The sequence below is a fragment of the Pantoea sp. E2023-21 genome (genome assembly GCF_051302795.1).
GTDB classification, from domain to species: Bacteria; Pseudomonadota; Gammaproteobacteria; order Enterobacterales; family Enterobacteriaceae; genus Pantoea; species Pantoea ludwigii_A.
Window position 1 is genome coordinate 840,230 of record NZ_CP195344.1, and the last position, 15,999, is coordinate 856,228.

General features: G+C 55.4%; 14 protein-coding genes. 13 read left to right on the forward strand and 1 reads right to left on the reverse strand.

Going from position 1 to position 15,999, the window contains the following annotated elements; all coding sequences use genetic code 11:
• Window positions 1-98 precede the first annotated feature (98 nt).
• The 7 genes from ACRQ84_RS04040 to cheZ all read left to right on the forward strand — a co-directional run bounded on the left by ACRQ84_RS04040 (window position 99) and on the right by cheZ (window position 8,655).
• Window positions 99-1,778: a methyl-accepting chemotaxis protein gene (locus ACRQ84_RS04040; RefSeq protein WP_483817234.1), complete on the forward strand. Its 1,680-nt coding sequence runs from the start codon at window positions 99-101 to the stop codon at window positions 1,776-1,778.
• Between the two features lie 267 nt (window positions 1,779-2,045).
• Window positions 2,046-3,698: a methyl-accepting chemotaxis protein gene (locus ACRQ84_RS04045; protein ID WP_483817235.1), complete on the forward strand. Its 1,653-nt coding sequence runs from the start codon at window positions 2,046-2,048 to the stop codon at window positions 3,696-3,698.
• Between the two features lie 175 nt (window positions 3,699-3,873).
• Window positions 3,874-5,550, forward strand: coding sequence for a methyl-accepting chemotaxis protein (locus ACRQ84_RS04050; protein ID WP_483817236.1), 1,677 nt, complete (start codon window positions 3,874-3,876; stop codon window positions 5,548-5,550).
• 103 nt (window positions 5,551-5,653) lie between these two features.
• On the forward strand, window positions 5,654-6,529 hold the full coding sequence (cheR, locus tag ACRQ84_RS04055) for a protein-glutamate O-methyltransferase CheR (RefSeq protein WP_064740994.1): 876 nt from the start codon (window positions 5,654-5,656) through the stop codon (window positions 6,527-6,529).
• Window positions 6,526-7,575, forward strand: a complete 1,050-nt coding sequence (locus ACRQ84_RS04060; protein WP_064740995.1) for a protein-glutamate methylesterase/protein-glutamine glutaminase — start codon at window positions 6,526-6,528, stop codon at window positions 7,573-7,575. The genes cheR and ACRQ84_RS04060 overlap by 4 nt, the downstream gene beginning before the upstream one ends.
• A 39-nt stretch (window positions 7,576-7,614) precedes the next feature.
• Window positions 7,615-8,004, forward strand: a complete 390-nt coding sequence (gene cheY, locus ACRQ84_RS04065; RefSeq protein ID WP_008102871.1) for a chemotaxis response regulator CheY — start codon at window positions 7,615-7,617, stop codon at window positions 8,002-8,004.
• Window positions 8,005-8,013: 9 nt separating this feature from the next.
• Window positions 8,014-8,655, forward strand: a complete 642-nt coding sequence (gene cheZ, locus ACRQ84_RS04070; protein WP_007892566.1) for a protein phosphatase CheZ — start codon at window positions 8,014-8,016, stop codon at window positions 8,653-8,655.
• Window positions 8,656-8,745: 90 nt separating this feature from the next.
• On the opposite strand, the gene ACRQ84_RS04075 is transcribed toward cheZ, so the two are convergent.
• Window positions 8,746-9,567, reverse strand: coding sequence for a DeoR/GlpR family DNA-binding transcription regulator (locus tag ACRQ84_RS04075; protein ID WP_483817237.1), 822 nt, complete (start codon window positions 9,565-9,567; stop codon window positions 8,746-8,748).
• 378 nt (window positions 9,568-9,945) lie between these two features.
• Between ACRQ84_RS04075 and ACRQ84_RS04080 the strand changes: the two genes are divergently transcribed.
• From ACRQ84_RS04080 to ACRQ84_RS04105, 6 genes are read left to right on the forward strand one after another with little or no spacing between them, the layout of a single operon-like run.
• Window positions 9,946-10,743: a GolD/DthD family dehydrogenase gene (locus tag ACRQ84_RS04080; protein ID WP_064740997.1), complete on the forward strand. Its 798-nt coding sequence runs from the start codon at window positions 9,946-9,948 to the stop codon at window positions 10,741-10,743.
• A gap of 56 nt (window positions 10,744-10,799) precedes the next feature.
• Window positions 10,800-11,735: a D-ribose ABC transporter substrate-binding protein gene (locus ACRQ84_RS04085; RefSeq protein WP_064740998.1), complete on the forward strand. Its 936-nt coding sequence runs from the start codon at window positions 10,800-10,802 to the stop codon at window positions 11,733-11,735.
• 42 nt (window positions 11,736-11,777) lie between these two features.
• Window positions 11,778-12,389: a DUF2291 family protein gene (locus tag ACRQ84_RS04090; RefSeq protein WP_483817238.1), complete on the forward strand. Its 612-nt coding sequence runs from the start codon at window positions 11,778-11,780 to the stop codon at window positions 12,387-12,389.
• 10 nt (window positions 12,390-12,399) lie between these two features.
• Window positions 12,400-13,932, forward strand: a complete 1,533-nt coding sequence (locus ACRQ84_RS04095; RefSeq protein ID WP_483817239.1) for a sugar ABC transporter ATP-binding protein — start codon at window positions 12,400-12,402, stop codon at window positions 13,930-13,932.
• 20 nt (window positions 13,933-13,952) lie between these two features.
• Window positions 13,953-15,020, forward strand: coding sequence for an ABC transporter permease (locus ACRQ84_RS04100; protein WP_483817240.1), 1,068 nt, complete (start codon window positions 13,953-13,955; stop codon window positions 15,018-15,020).
• Window positions 15,021-15,031: 11 nt separating this feature from the next.
• Window positions 15,032-15,829: an SDR family oxidoreductase gene (locus ACRQ84_RS04105; protein ID WP_483817241.1), complete on the forward strand. Its 798-nt coding sequence runs from the start codon at window positions 15,032-15,034 to the stop codon at window positions 15,827-15,829.
• The last annotated feature ends 170 nt before the right edge of the window (window positions 15,830-15,999 follow it).

Below are 15,999 nucleotides of genomic sequence, written 5' to 3' on the forward strand. Positions count from 1 at the left end.
AACAAATCCGCGAAAAAAACCTGCTGTTTTCCTCAATATTCTCCGCCGCTGGTCGATAACTGTTCTGCATTATTTTTCTTCTTTTTCCAGGGCAAACTATGTTTACGAGAATCCGCGTTGTCACCAGTTTATTGCTGGTGTTGTTGGTGTTTGGCTTTTTACAGCTGGCATCCGGCTCACTGTTTTTCAAAGCGCTGAGCGATGACAAAAACAGTTTTAACGTTTCACAACTGGCGAGCAAAAACATTGCCGCTATCAATGATGCCTACATGAGCCTCAATCAGAGCCGTGTGGTGTTAACCCGCATTCAACTGCGCATGGCAACCAGTAAACTGACCGGTACCGAAGCGGATATCGCCGGTTTGTACGACGACAGCAAAGCCTTCCAGAAAGATGCCGCAGATAACTACACGCTGTTTAAAGCCACACCGGATACGCCGGGACAGGATGTCGCGCTCAACAAACGTCTGGATGAAACCTATTCGGCTTATGCCAGCGCGCTGGGTGAGATGCAGGATGCGCTGCTAGCGAAAGATCTGGCGCAGGCGGGCAAAGTGCCGGTCGCGCCGAGTCAAAGTGCGTTCCTCAAGGAGTATCGCAATTGGCGCGCTGACCAGAATCGCTTAACGGCAGCAGGAGTTGAAGCGAACAGCAGCGCCTATGTCAGCATGATGTGGATGTTAGGCACGGTGATGGCTCTGGTCGTGGCGGTGATTATGTTGTGCTGGTTCGGCATGCGCAACATCCTGATTAAGCCGCTTAACGATAACATTCAGCATATTCAGCACATTGCGCAGGGTGATTTGACGCAAAGCATCGCGGTTGAAGGACGCAACGAAATGAGCCAGCTGGCGGAAAGCCTGCATGAGATGCAGCAGTCGCTGGTGCGTACGGTGAGTGATGTGCGTGACGGTTCGGACGCCATCTTTACCGGGGCGAGCGAAATCTCTGCCGGCAACAACGATCTCTCGGCACGCACCGAAGAACAGGCGGCTTCACTGGAGCAGACCGCAGCCAGCATGGAACAGCTGACCGCCACCGTGAAGCAGAACGCGGAAAACGCGCGTCAGGCGTCACAGCTGGCGCTGAGTGCCTCCGAAACCGCGCAGAAGGGCGGTGACGTGGTTCAAGGCGTGGTGCGAACCATGAGCGACATTGCAGGCAGTTCGAAGAAAATTGCCGATATCACCAGTGTGATTGATGGCATCGCCTTCCAGACCAATATTCTGGCATTGAACGCGGCCGTAGAAGCCGCGCGCGCCGGTGAGCAGGGACGTGGATTTGCGGTGGTAGCCGGTGAAGTGCGTAATCTGGCCCAGCGCAGTGCGCAGGCGGCAAAAGAGATCAAAGGGTTGATTGAAGACTCTGTCAACCGGGTGAACAGCGGTTCAGCCTTGGTTGGCACCGCCGGTGAAACCATGAGCGATATCGTGAATGCGGTAACGCGTGTGACCGACATCATGGGCGAAATTGCCTCGGCGTCGGATGAGCAGAGCCGGGGTATCGATCAGGTCGGTCAGGCGGTGACGGAGATGGATCGCGTGACGCAGCAGAACGCCTCGCTGGTGGAAGAGTCTGCCGCGGCGGCGGCATCGCTCGAAGAGCAGGCCAGCCGTTTAAGCCAGTCCGTCGCGGTATTCCGCGTACCGCGCGCGGCACAAGCGCAACCGCAGGCGAGAGCCGGTGTGCGCCATCCGCAGATCGCCCCGCCCGCGCTGGGCACGCCACGTAAAGCGGTGACCGCGGCGGCGGGTGACAGTAACTGGGAAACGTTTTAATTCGCTGAAAGTCCGGTCGGCATCAATGCCGCCCTACACGATTGACCCGTAGGGTCGCCATTCATGGCGACCAGAACAACCCTGAAATGCGGCTTTATCGCTCCGTCGATAAAGGCGCATTTTTTTTACTGTTAATTTTTTTAGTTATAAAACACTGCAATCATACTTAAACGCAGAGTTTTAATTTGTAAAGTCGCTTAAGCACCCTGAAAAATTCAGAATATTGGTCGATAACGGGGGAAGCTGAAACGAATCCCTGGAGATCCCATGTTAAAACGAATCAATGTAGTGACCAGTTTACTTGCCGTATTACTGGTTTTTGGCGCTTTACAATTACTGTCGGGAGGCTTGTTCTGGTCTGCCTTACAAAAAGATAAAGAGGCGTTTGCGGTGGCGCAGATCTCAACCAACAATGTTGGCGCGATGTCCGATGCCTGGATTGAACTGAACCAAACCCGCACGGTGCTCAACCGCGCCATGCTGCGTATGCAGGGCACCATGGCGGCGCAGGCCAATGGCGGTCAGTTGGGCGCGTTAATTGCCCAGACTGAAAAGCAGCTCGATGTTGCCGCAGGCCACTATCAACGTTACTACGATTCCCCCGCCACACCGGGCTTGCCGGATGCGTTGCGCGATAAATTAGAAGCGAACTATGCCGCGTTTAACGACGGACTCAAAGCGATGCTGGAACGCCTGAAAGCCAACGATCTGCAAGGGATGTTTGCGCAGAACATTGAAGCCAAACAAGTGGCGATGAAAGCCACCTACGAAGAGTGGCGCACGGCTCAAAGTGCGCTGGCAGCGGAAGGCGTGGCGCAAAATCAGCGTGCCTTCCACACCATGATGTGGCTGCTGGCGTCTGTGGCGCTGGTGGTGATTGTCGTCATTGTTGGCTGTTGGTTCGGCTTACGCAGCGTGCTGATTCAGCCGCTGCATCAGTTGCTGGCACATATTCGCCATATCGCCGCAGGCGACCTCACCCAAAACATTGTGGTGGAAGGGCGTAATGAAATGAGCCAGTTGGCCGGTAGCCTGCATGAAATGCAGCAGTCGCTGGTCAGCACCGTAGGCAATGTGCGCGATGGTTCCGATGCGATTTTCACCGGAGCCAGCGAAATCGCCGCCGGTAATAACGATCTTTCGGCGCGGACTGAAGAACAAGCCGCTTCACTGGAGCAAACCGCTGCCAGCATGGAGCAGCTGACCGCTACGGTGAAACAGAATGCGGAAAATGCGCGTCAGGCCTCACAGCTGGCTCTCAGCGCTTCCGACACCGCGCGCAAAGGCGGCGAGGTGGTTGATGGTGTGGTGCGTACCATGCAGGATATTGCCGGCAGTTCGAAGAAGATCGCTGACATTATTAGTGTGATTGATGGCATTGCCTTCCAGACCAATATCCTGGCGCTGAATGCGGCGGTTGAAGCCGCGCGTGCCGGTGAGCAGGGCCGTGGTTTTGCCGTGGTGGCAGGTGAAGTGCGTAACCTGGCGCAGCGCAGTGCACAAGCGGCGAAAGAGATCAAAGGCTTGATTGAAGACTCGGTAAATCGCGTCAATAACGGCTCGCAGCTGGTCGGCACCGCCGGAGAAACCATGAATGATATCGTCGGCGCCGTTACGCGCGTTACCGATATTATGGGCGAGATTGCTTCGGCATCCGATGAACAGAGCCGCGGTATCGATCAGGTAGGGCAAGCGGTGACCGAGATGGATCGCGTCACGCAGCAGAACGCCTCGCTGGTAGAAGAGTCAGCCTCTGCCGCCGCGTCACTGGAAGAGCAGGCGAGCCGTTTGAGCCAGTCTGTCGCCGTATTCCGCATTCCGCGCGCCACTCAGGCGCAGCCAAAGGTGCGTCAGGCCGTCAGCGTCCCGCGCAAAGCGGTGAGCGCGCCGGTGGCGGAAGGTAATTGGGAAACGTTTTAACGTCTGAGTAGCAGGTCGGCATGAATGCCGACCCTACAAAACCTGTACCTCATCCCTAGGGTCACCATGCATGGCGACCTCCTTCATCCCCGCTGGTCCAACCCCTTCTAACACACATAAAGATCCCCTCAGGAAAGCCGATAACAGGAGCGATCCGCCAACCAATGAGGTGTTTATGTTAAGTCGTATTCGTGTTGTATCCGGCCTGCTGTGCGTGCTGGCGCTCTTTGCCTTACTGCAGCTGTTTTCCGGTGGGGTGTTCTACTCCACGGTAAAAGCCGATAAAGATAATTTTGCCTATAACCAGCGTCTGAGCACGCTGCAGCGGGCAATGGGCACCTCATGGGTATCGCTGGTTCAGGCGCGTAATACGCTGAACCGTGCGGGCATCCGATACCTGCTGGACAGTCAGCAGGCTGGCTCAGGCGCAACCGTGAAAGATCTGGTGGCGCTGGCGAGCGAGGAGTTGAAGCACGCTGATGAGGGTTTTGCCGAATTTAACGCCAACCTGTCTGAAAAGGGCAAAAAGGCAGAGAACGTGCTGACGCTGCAGGCTAACTACAACGCCTATCGGGGTGCACTGGGTGAGTTGATCGATTTCCTCGGTAGCGGAAATTTTAAAGGGTTTGTTGATCAGCCGACGCAAGGATTCCAGGACAAATTTGCCAAGGATTACAACGCCTGGATGGGTTACAACATCGTGCTGGCGAACAAAGGCATTGAGGCAAATGAAGCGGCCTACACCCGTTCCATCATGCTGGTGGTAGGCACGCTGCTGGTGACCTTGCTGGTGATTGCGCTGGTGTGGAGCGGCATGCGCACGGTGCTGATTCGTCCGCTGAAGCAGAGCATCGAGCACATTCGTCACATTGCACGTGGCGATTTGACGCAGCAGGTGGAAATCAGTGTGCGCAATGAGATGGGCGAACTGCTGACCTCAGTACAAGAGATGCAGCACGAACTGGCGCGGACGGTGCGTATCGTGCGTGACGGTTCCGATGCGATCTACACCGGGGCCAGCGAAATCGCCATGGGCAACAACGATCTCTCCTCGCGTACCGAGCAGCAAGCGGCTTCGCTGGAAGAGACCGCTGCCAGCATGGAGCAGTTGACCGCTACGGTGAAGCAGAACGCTGAAAATGCCCGTCAGGCATCGCAACTGGCGCTCACCGCCTCTGAAACCGCGCAGCAGGGCGGCAAAGTGGTGGATGGCGTGGTCACCACCATGAAAGAGATCACCGGCAGCTCGAAGAAAATCGCTGACATCATCAGCGTGATCGATGGCATCGCCTTCCAGACCAATATCCTCGCACTGAACGCCGCAGTGGAAGCTGCGCGCGCCGGTGAGCAGGGACGGGGTTTTGCCGTGGTAGCGGGTGAGGTGCGCAGTCTGGCACAGCGCAGCGCACAGGCGGCGAAAGAGATTAAAGGATTGATCGAAGATTCGGTCAGCCGCGTCAACACCGGTTCCGTGCTGGTGGAGAGCGCCGGGGAAACCATGACCAACATCGTGAATGCGGTCACGCGCGTCACCGACATCATGGGCGAAATCGCCTCGGCGTCGGACGAGCAGAGCCGTGGTATCGATCAGGTTGGCCTGGCGGTGAACGAGATGGATCGCGTGACGCAGCAGAACGCAGCCCTGGTAGAAGAGTCTGCTACCGCGGCGGCCGCGCTGGAAGATCAGGCAAGCCGACTGAAACAGTCGGTTGCGGTGTTCAATATAGGTAAAGAATTTGTCGTTCAGGCCGTTAACGTATCTACAGCGGCAAAAAATTTGCGTTCTGGTGCGCCAAAAACGTTGGCACCTGCAGGCGCACGTAGCACTGACGATAACTGGGAAACCTTTTAATCCTTGTGGCCGCCGCAAGGCGGCCCATGAGAATGGCGCGACTGGCAGCACAGTAGCAACCGCAGTATCACAATTTAAACAGTTTGTTGCCGGGTGACCTGAAATGAAGAAATCGACGTTATTGGATCAAAGTGAAGCGACATCGCTGCTCTCGCAAATGGTGCAGCGCTTACCGCTCTCAGATACTCATTTTCGTCGTATTAGCCAGCTGATTTATCAGCGCGCGGGCATTGTGCTGGCCGACCACAAGCGCGAGATGGTTTACAACCGTTTAGTGCGTCGTCTGCGCACGCTGAATATCGATGACTTTGGTCGTTATCTGGCGTTGCTGGAACACGACCAAAACAGTGCTGAGTGGCAGGCGTTTATCAACGCGCTGACCACCAACCTGACCTCTTTCTTCCGCGAGGCGCATCACTTCCCGATCCTCGCGGATCATGCGCGTAAGCGCACGGGGAATTACAGCGTGTGGAGCACCGCCGCCTCAACCGGCGAAGAGCCGTACTCCATCGCCATGACATTGGCAGAAACGCTGGGCACCGGTCCGGGTAAATTCCAGGTACACGCCAGCGATATTGATACGCAGGTGTTAGAAAAAGCCGTGGCGGGCGTCTATCGCCAGGAAGAGCTGCGCACGTTATCGCAGTCGCAGCTGCAGCGCTTTTTCCTGCGTGGCACTGGCCCGCACGAAGGCATGGTGCGCGTGCGTTCCGACCTCGCCAACATGGTGAACTATTCGCAACTGAATTTACTGGCCAACGACTGGGCGTTGCCGGGTCCGTTCGACGCGATCTTCTGTCGCAACGTGATGATCTATTTCGATAAAGAGACGCAGGAACAGATTCTGCGCCGTTTCGTGCCCCTGCTGAAACCCGGCGGTCTGCTGTTTGCCGGGCATTCAGAGAACTTTAGTCAGATCAGTAAAGAGTTCTGGCTGCGTGGACAGACAGTCTATGGACTGAGCAAGGAAAGACGATGAGCAAAATCACCGTGATGTGCGTGGATGACTCTGCGCTAATGCGTCAGTTGATGACGGAAATCATCAACAGCCATCCCGATATGGAGATGGTCGCGAGTGCGCCAGATCCCCTGGTGGCGCGGGATTTAATCAAACAGTACAACCCGCAGGTGTTGACGCTGGATGTGGAAATGCCGCGCATGGATGGCCTCGATTTCCTCGAGAAGCTGATGCGCCTGCGTCCGATGCCGGTGGTGATGGTTTCCTCGCTGACCGGTAAAGGATCGGAAGTGACGCTGCGCGCGCTGGAGTTAGGTGCGGTGGATTTTGTCACCAAGCCACAGCTTGGCATCCGTGAAGGCATGCTGGCCTACAGCCAGATGATTGCCGATAAAATTCGCGCCGCCGCGCGCGCCAAACTGCATGTGCGGGCCTCTGCACCGATGCCGGTGATGCTGAAAGCGGGGCCGCTGCTGAGCAGTGAAAAGCTGATCGCCATCGGCTCATCCACCGGCGGCACCGAAGCGATTCGCCATGTATTACAGCCGCTGCCGGCGACCAGCCCGGCGCTGCTGATTACGCAACACATGCCGCCGGGTTTTACCCGCTCGTTTGCCGAGCGACTGAACAAACTGTGCCAGATCACCGTGAAAGAAGCGGAAGACGGCGAGCGTATTTTACCGGGCCATGCCTATATCGCGCCAGGCGCGATGCACATGGAATTGGCGCGCAGTGGCGCGAACTATGTGGTGAAACTGAATGACGGTCCGCCGGTGAACCGACACAAGCCATCGGTTGATGTGCTGTTCCGTTCGGTGGCGGTCCATGCAGGACGAAATGCGGTTGGCGTGATCCTGACCGGGATGGGTAACGATGGCGCGGCCGGGATGCTGGAAATGCATCGCGCCGGCGCCTGGACCATCGCCCAGGATGAAGCCAGCTGCGTGGTATTTGGCATGCCGCGCGAAGCGATTGCGATGGGCGGCACCAGTGAAGTGGTCGATTTGGGCCACATCAGTCAGCACATGCTGGCGAAAATTAGCGCCGGACAGGCATTGCGAATTTAACAAGCCCGTCCTGCTGGACGAGACAACACGGGAGTAGATATGGCTGATAAAAATATGCGCTTTTTGGTGGTGGATGACTTCAATACGATGCGTCGTATCGTCCGTAACCTGCTGAAAGAGCTTGGATTCAATAACGTCGAAGAAGCAGAAGACGGCGTCGATGCCCTGACTAAACTGCGTGCAGGCGGCTTTGATTTCGTGGTTTCAGACTGGAACATGCCGAACATGGACGGTCTGGAACTGCTGCAAACCATTCGTGCCGATGCCACGCTGAATAAACTGCCGGTACTGATGGTCACCGCGGAAGCGAAGAAAGAGAACATCATCGCAGCAGCGCAAGCGGGCGCCAGCGGCTACGTGGTGAAACCGTTCACCGCGGCCACGCTGGAAGAGAAGTTAGGCAAAATATTCGAAAAACTGGGTATGTAAGGAGATGTGATGAGCGACCTTCCGAAATCAACCGAAGAAGCCTCGGCACACGACATTATTACCCGCATCGGCTCCCTGACGCGCATGTTGCGCGACAGTCTGCGTGAGCTGGGGTTAGACCAGGCAATAGCAGAAGCGGCGGAAGCAATTCCTGACGCGCGCGATCGTCTGGATTATGTTGTGCAAATGACGGCGCAAGCGGCTGAACGTGCGTTGAACTGCGTTGAAGCAGCGCAGCCACACCAGGACCAAATGGAAGCCAACGCCAACCAGCTGAAAGGCCGCTGGGATGCGTGGTTTGAAAATCCGATTGAACTGACAGATGCGCGCGAGTTGGTTTCGGATACGCGCCAGTTCCTGACTGACGTTCCGGGACACACGTCGTACACCAACAAGCAGTTGCTCGAAATCATGATGGCGCAGGATTTCCAGGACCTTACCGGTCAGGTGATCAAGCGCATGATGGATGTGATCCAGGAGATCGAGCGTCAGCTGTTGATGGTGCTGTTGGAGAATATGCCAGAAGCCAACGCCGCAGCCCGTAAGGATGCGACCAGCCTGCTGAATGGTCCGCAGATCCATGCCAATGCACCCGGCGTGGTCGCGAACCAGGATCAGGTTGATGACCTGCTGGATAGCTTAGGGTTTTAATGTTTTGGCTAGCGGTCGGCATAAATGCCGACCCTACGCCGTTTTGTAGGGTGGGCATGCATGCCCACCTGGTCAAAGCGTGCAGTAAAATCACGATGCCGCACGTTTTCTCAACCCTTCCGCTTCCGCCACCAGCACCTGTACACCCAACGCCTCAAACGCCGCGATCTGCGCCGAAGTAATGCCGCTATCGGTAATCAGATAGTGAATATGGCTCCAGTCGCACGGCAAGGCGAACATCGAAACCTTATCAATCTTGCTGGAATCGGCCACCACATAGACGGTATTGGCGGATTTGATCATCGCCAGTTTAACCTTGATATCGGTCTCGCTAGGAAAGCTCAAACCCAAACGCGGTGAGATACACGCCGTGGCAAGAAACAACTTCTCCGCCAGGACGTTTTCGAAAAACGAGGCGGCTTTCTCTCCCGATGTCGATAGCGTAGGAAACTTGAAGGTGCCGCCGGTCAGCAAAATATTGATGCCCGGTTCACCGCCCAGCTTCAGCGCAATATTCACCGCGGTCGTGATCACTGACAACCGGCGTATATGGCTAATCGCTTCGGCAATCGCCGTGGTGGTCGTGCCGGAATCGAAAATCACCGTATCGCCATTTTCAACATACTGTGCGGCAAGTCGGCCAATCGCCTGTTTTTCATCGAGATGCGTCTGACGCTCCAGCAGCATCGCGCCGGTATTGCGCTTGCCGGTCATCAGCGTAGCGCCGCCGTGATAACGCTGCACGTGCCCCTCTTGCTGCAACATGCGCAGATCGGTACGAATGGTCGCTTCCGTCAGGCCAAAGGTATCTGTTAACGCTTTTACCGTGACGGTGCCGTCTTCGCGGATCATCTCCAGAATCTTCTCACGGCGTTGCTGCATATCAGCCAACTGCTCAGTTTTGCTTTTCAATCGAAATGCTCCCTCTTTCCAATCACGGTCTGATTCCACCAAAAAGTAAACCCGAGCTGATTTTACTCTGCGTTTTGGCCATTTGCGAGGCAGCTTCCAGAAATGATGATTTTCGAATGAAAATAATAATTAGCTATGCGATTGATTTCGCAGAAAGCCGTTAGCCACTCTATCCATGCGCCACATGCCGTCATTTTTTCAAATTCAATAAAATCATGGGGATAATTTTTATTGCTGCAATTTGTATGAAATTTGATCTCCCCCACAAACCATTATTTATCGATAGCTTATATTTTTGTTCGAAAATGATATTTGTAATAACGATAATCCTGCCAGCGGTAAACCTGGTCGTAGCGTAATGATGAAAGGAGTGAGTGAATGAGTGGGGAATATGACGTTAACCTGCGCTACGGCGTGAACATTGAGCAGGATTTAACCGGGAAAGTGGCGGTGGTCACTGGCGGGCTAGGCGGGATTGCGATGGCCAGTAACGCCATGCTGCTGGAGAAAGGGGCGCGGCTGGCGCTGCTCTATCCGCCATTCGAAAGCGACAAAGTGGCTGGCGTGCAGGATCAGTTTGCGGCCGATCGCGTGCTGCTGGTGTGCTGTGACGTAACCGATCCTTCCTCGGTTGACGCGGCATTCAATCACGTCGAACAGCATTATGGCCAGATCGATATTCTGGTGAACTGCGCGGGCTACGTCATGTTGCAGCCGGTATTAGAAACCGATTTTGCCGAGTGGCAAAAGCAGATTGACGTCAATCTCACTGGGCCTTTCCTCTGCTCGCAGGCGGCGGGTAAACGCATGGTGCGTGCCGGTAACGGCGGCAAAATCATCAACATTGCCTCGCAGGCGGCATCCATCGCTATCGACAACCACGTTGCCTACACCTCTGCCAAAGCCGGCCTGCTCGGCATGACCAAAGTGATGGCCAAAGAGTTTGCTCCGCATCGCATTAACGTCAACACCTTGTCGCCCACCGTGGTGCTGACGCCAATGGGTGAAAAAGCCTGGCGCGGTGAGAAGGGCGAACAGATGAAAAAACTCATCCCACTGGGACGCTTTGCCTATACCGACGAAATCGCCGCTGCGGTGCTGTTCTTCGCCAGCAACGGCAGCGACATGATCACCGGCGCAGATTTGATGATCGACGGTGGCTTTACCATCTGGTAACGCCGCGCCAACACCAGAACGGCTGACCCTGCAAATACAACAAAGAGAAAACCACCATGAAAAAACCTACCCTGCTGTTGACTGCCATTGCCAGTTGCCTGATCGCGCAAGCCAGTTTCGCTGCCGAAAAGGGCACCATCATGATCCTGGTGAACTCACTGGATAACCCGTATTACGCCTCTGAAGCCAAAGGTGCCAACCTCAAAGCGCAAGAGCTGGGCTATAAAACCAGCGTGCTGTCGCATGGCGAAGATGTGAAAAAGCAAAGTGAACTGATTGATGCCGCCATCGGTAAAAAAGTACAGGGCATTGTGCTGGATAACGCCGACTCCACCGCCAGCGTTGCGGCGATTAAAAAAGCCAAAGATGCCGGAATTCCTGTGGTGCTGATTAACCGCGAAATTCCGGTGGATGACGTGGCGCTGGCACAAATCACTCATAACAACTTCCAGGCCGGTTCCGACGTGGCGAACGTCTTTGTTGAGAAGATGGGTGAAAAGGGCAGCTACGCTGAACTCACCTGTAACCTTGCCGACAACAACTGCGTCACGCGTTCCAAATCCTTCCACCAGGTTCTCGACCAATATTCAGACATGAAAAGTGTCGCGCGTCAGGATGCGAAAGGCACGCTGATTGACGGCAAACGCATTATGGACAGCATCCTGCAGGCACATCCGGATGTGAAAGGGGTGATTTGCGGTAACGGACCGGTGGCGCTGGGCGCGATTGCGGCGCTGAAAGCGGCGGGCCGTAGCGATGTCATCGTGGTGGGCATTGACGGCAGCAATGATGAACGTGATGCGGTGGAGAAAGGCGACCTGAAAGCCACGGTAATGCTGCAGGCGCAAGCCATCGCCGCGCAGGGCGTAACCGACCTCGACAACTTTATTCAGAAAGGCACCAAGCCTGAGAAGCAGCGCGTCATGTTCCGCGGCATTCTTATTACGCCAGACAACGCCAAAGGCGTGCAGGACTTTAACTTCAAGTCGTAATCAACGCGGTGCGCCCGGTCACCGGGCGCCCAGGAGAATGTGATGCACAGACGACTCTGGTTACTGCTACCTGTCGTGATCCTTAGCGGTTGCCGCATTGTGTCGCAGCAGGAGCTGGCCGACCTGAAAAATCCGCCCAATGCCAACATGGGCAATATCACGCAGATGTGGCAGCAAAAGCTGGTACCGCAAATTGCCCATGACGCGAAACCGCTGGCAGAACTGATGAAGTCGCTCCAGTCGGCCACGGATTTTGATAGCGCTTGTAAAACCTACGGCTATCGCAGTCAGGAAGAGAATCCCTGCGTATTCAGCGTCAGCCTGAATGGCGAGGTAACGGCAGTGAATACCACCTCGCGCAGCGGCAAGATGACGCTGAAAGATGTCTCGGGTGCCAGCGTAACGGTGCAAACCGGGCCAATTATTCGCGGTACTGCATTACGTGATGTTTACAAAGGCGTCAGCTATCAGGACTTCAATGATCAGGTGATGTTTGGCGATTTCGGTCGCACCATCAATCAGCAGGCATCCGACATGATGCAGGCATTTAAGCCGAAAGTGGGCGACAAAGTGGCGATTGCTGGCGTGTTCAGCAGTTGGGACATTCCGCAGCAGGCGCCCGATATCACACCGGCGCAAATCACCCGGCAATAAGGAGAGGGCTATGTCGCAAATCCCGCCCGACGGGCCGCTGGATGTGATTATCGAAACCCGCAATGTGTCACGTATTTATCCCGGCGTTACCGCCCTGGATCAGGTCAATTACCGCGTCTATCGCAACAAGGTCAACGTGCTGATTGGCGAAAACGGCGCGGGCAAATCCACCATGATGAAAATGCTGGCTGGCGTCGAGATCCCCTCCTCCGGCGAAATTCTGCTGGATGGTGAGGCGGTGGCGCTGAGCTCCACGCATCAGGCGGAAAAACAGGGCATCAGCATTATTTTCCAGGAGCTGAACCTGTTTCCCAACATGAACGTGATGGACAACATTTTTATGGCCAATGAGTTTTTCCAGCGCGGCGTGATCAACGAGAAGTATCAATACTCACTCGCCAAAGCGCTGCTGGAGCGGCTGGAACTGGATGTTGATCCCTATGCGCCGCTGGCTGAACTCGGTATCGGCCATCAGCAGCTGGTGGAGATTGCACGTGCGTTATCTAAGGACACGCGCGTGCTGATCATGGATGAACCGACCAGCGCATTGAGTCAGTCAGAAGTGAAGGTGCTGTTCAACGTTATCGACCAGCTAAAACGGCGCGGCGTCACCATCATCTATATCTCGCATCGCCTGGAAGAGCTGATGGAGATTGGTGATCACATCACCATCTTCCGCGATGGACGTTTCATCAGCGAGCGTGACGTTCGCGACGCCTCGATCCCGTGGATCATTGAGCAGATGGTGGGTGATAAGAAAAAGCACTTCGATTATCAACCGGCAACGCAAGGCGAAACGATACTCAGCGTGAACGGGCTTACCGCTCTGCATCAAAACGGCGGCTACAAGCTCAATGATGTCTCTTTCTCGCTGCGTAAAGGCGAGGTGATTGGCATTTACGGTTTGCTCGGCGCGGGCCGCACGGAGCTGTTCAAAGGGCTGATTGGCATGATGCATTGTCAGTCGGGCAGCGTCAGTCTCAACGGCGAAGCGCTGGAGAAACGCAGCTTCCAGCAGCGATTGAAAAAAGGCATCGCGCTGGTGCCGGAAGATCGTCAAACCGAAGGCGTGGTGCAGCTCATGTCAATCACCGCCAACATGACGCTCAGCGATCTCAGTCTGCGTGGCTTTCGTCGCTGCTGGCGCATGCTCAATCCGCATAAAGAGCAGCGCCGCGTCGATGAAATGATTGGTCATCTCGCCATCAAAGTCAGCGATCCCGAGCTGCCAATTACGTCCTTAAGCGGGGGTAATCAGCAAAAAGTGGTGCTTGGCAAAGCACTGATGACCGGGCCGCAAGTGGTGCTGTTGGATGAGCCGACGCGCGGCATCGATGTGGGGGCAAAAACTGACGTTTATCACCTGATTGGCAACCTGGCGCAGCAAGGATTGGCGGTGATGTTTTCCTCGTCCGAGCTGGATGAAGTAATGGCGCTGGCTGATCGCATTCTGGTGATGGCGGATGGTCGCATCACCGCCGACTTACCGCGCGCGGTGGTCACGCGCGAAGCCCTGATTAGCGCCTCAACGCCGCATGATTGAGCCCGCTGGAGAGTAAGACGATGAATCAAAAATACCTGTTCTATATGTACCTGCTTAAGGCGCGCACCTTTATTGCCCTATTCATTGTGGTGAGCTTCTTCAGCTTTATGGTGCCTAACTTTCTCACGACCTCCAACCTGCTGATTATGACGCAGCATGTGGCGATCACCGGGTTGCTGGCGATCGGCATGACGCTGGTGATTCTCACCGGTGGCATCGATCTCTCGGTGGGCGCTGTGGCGGGCATTTGCGGCATGGTGGCGGGCGCGCTGCTCACCAATGGCGTGCCGCTGTGGGGCGGCAATGTCCTGTTTTTCAACGTGCCCGAAGTGATTCTGGTGGTGGCGCTGTTCGGCATTGCGCTGGGACTGATTAATGGCACCGTGGTGACGCGACTCGGCGTGGCGCCCTTTATCTGTACGCTCGGCATGATGTACGTCGCACGTGGCGCTGCGCTGCTGTTTAACGACGGCAGCACTTACGCCAACCTCGTCGGCACACCGGCGCTCGGCAACACCGGCTTTGCTTTGCTGGGTTCGGGGTCGGTGCTGGGCGTGTTTATCCCGATATGGATGATGCTCGGCTTCCTGCTGCTGGGTTTGTATCTGACACGTAAAACACCGCTCGGCCGCTACATCTACGCCACCGGTGGCAACGAATCGGCGGCGCGCCTGGCAGGTGTGCCCATCATCAAAGTCAAAGTCTTTGTTTATGCCTTTTCCGGTTTGTGTGCCGCGCTGGTGGGATTGATTGTGGCGTCGCAGCTACAAACTGCGCATCCGATGACCGGCAACATGTTCGAGATGGACGCCATCGGCGCCACGGTGCTGGGCGGTACGGCATTGGCTGGCGGACGTGGTCGGGTATCGGGATCGATTATCGGGGCCTTTGTCATCGTGTTCCTCGCCGATGGCATGGTGATGATGGGCGTCAGCGATTTCTGGCAAATGGTCATTAAAGGGTTAGTGATTGTCACCGCCGTGGTGATCGACCAGTTCCAGCAAAAATTACAAAGTAAGGTGGTGCTGCTGCGCAGACATGAAAAAAAGCAGCAATCGGCCGCCATGCCTGAAGCGACACATGGATAACAGGAGGCACTATGACACGCGATTTTAGTGGAAAGACGGTGGTGATTACGGGCGCATGCCGCGGAATTGGCGCGGGTATTGCCGCACGCTTTGCCCGCGATGGGGCACGATTGGTGATGGTGTCGAATGCCGATCGCGTCTTCAGCACCGCGCAGGTTCTCGAACAGCAGTTTGGCAGTGAGATTCTGGCGTTACAGGTAGATGTAACCAATGAGATCGAAGTGCAGCAGCTTTATCAGCAGGCGGCTGAACGCTTTGGCAGCATTGATGTATCGATTCAAAATGCCGGTGTCATCACCATCGATCGCTTCGATTCGATGCCGAAAAGCGACTTCGAGAAGATTCTGGCGGTGAATACCACCGGCGTGTGGCTGTGTTGTCGTGAAGCGGCAAAGTATATGGTTAAGCAGGGCAGCGGCAGCCTGATCAACACCTCGTCTGGTCAGGGACGTCAGGGCTTCATTTATACGCCGCATTATGCCGCCAGCAAGATGGGCGTGATTGGTATTACTCAGAGCCTGGCGCTGGAGCTGGCGCCGTGGCATATCACGGTGAACGCGTTTTGTCCCGGCATCATTGAGAGTGAAATGTGGGACTACAACGATCGTGTGTGGGGCGAGATCCTCAGCAGTGATAAAAAGCAATATGGCAAAGGGGAGCTGATGGCGGAGTGGGTAGAAAATATACCGCTGAAGCGTGCAGGGCAGCCTGAAGATGTTGCCGGCTTGGTGGCGTTTCTCGCCTCTGAAGATGCGCGTTACATCACCGGCCAGACCATTAATGTGGATGGCGGGTTAATCTTCTCCTGATGTTTCCTCCAGGTGCGCATGAATGCGCACCCTACAAAACCACGTTCGACTCGGTATTGTCTTAATCGAATCCAGACATTTCCGGCACTTGCATCAGAATATGCTAGGGTAGACTTATGCAGTTTTGTGAGCCATCTCTAATTCTGAACCGGGTCGAACTCTCTTTTAGC

Coding starts and splice junctions, on each gene's coding strand:
- ACRQ84_RS04040 (WP_483817234.1), top strand. CDS start 99: ATGTTTACGAGAATCCGCGTTGTCACCAGTTTATTGCTGGTGTTGTTG.
- ACRQ84_RS04045 (WP_483817235.1), top strand. CDS start 2,046: ATGTTAAAACGAATCAATGTAGTGACCAGTTTACTTGCCGTATTACTG.
- ACRQ84_RS04050 (WP_483817236.1), top strand. CDS start 3,874: ATGTTAAGTCGTATTCGTGTTGTATCCGGCCTGCTGTGCGTGCTGGCG.
- cheR (WP_064740994.1), top strand. CDS start 5,654: ATGAAGAAATCGACGTTATTGGATCAAAGTGAAGCGACATCGCTGCTC.
- ACRQ84_RS04060 (WP_064740995.1), top strand. CDS start 6,526: ATGAGCAAAATCACCGTGATGTGCGTGGATGACTCTGCGCTAATGCGT.
- cheY (WP_008102871.1), top strand. CDS start 7,615: ATGGCTGATAAAAATATGCGCTTTTTGGTGGTGGATGACTTCAATACG.
- cheZ (WP_007892566.1), top strand. CDS start 8,014: ATGAGCGACCTTCCGAAATCAACCGAAGAAGCCTCGGCACACGACATT.
- ACRQ84_RS04080 (WP_064740997.1), top strand. CDS start 9,946: ATGAGTGGGGAATATGACGTTAACCTGCGCTACGGCGTGAACATTGAG.
- ACRQ84_RS04085 (WP_064740998.1), top strand. CDS start 10,800: ATGAAAAAACCTACCCTGCTGTTGACTGCCATTGCCAGTTGCCTGATC.
- ACRQ84_RS04090 (WP_483817238.1), top strand. CDS start 11,778: ATGCACAGACGACTCTGGTTACTGCTACCTGTCGTGATCCTTAGCGGT.
- ACRQ84_RS04095 (WP_483817239.1), top strand. CDS start 12,400: ATGTCGCAAATCCCGCCCGACGGGCCGCTGGATGTGATTATCGAAACC.
- ACRQ84_RS04100 (WP_483817240.1), top strand. CDS start 13,953: ATGAATCAAAAATACCTGTTCTATATGTACCTGCTTAAGGCGCGCACC.
- ACRQ84_RS04105 (WP_483817241.1), top strand. CDS start 15,032: ATGACACGCGATTTTAGTGGAAAGACGGTGGTGATTACGGGCGCATGC.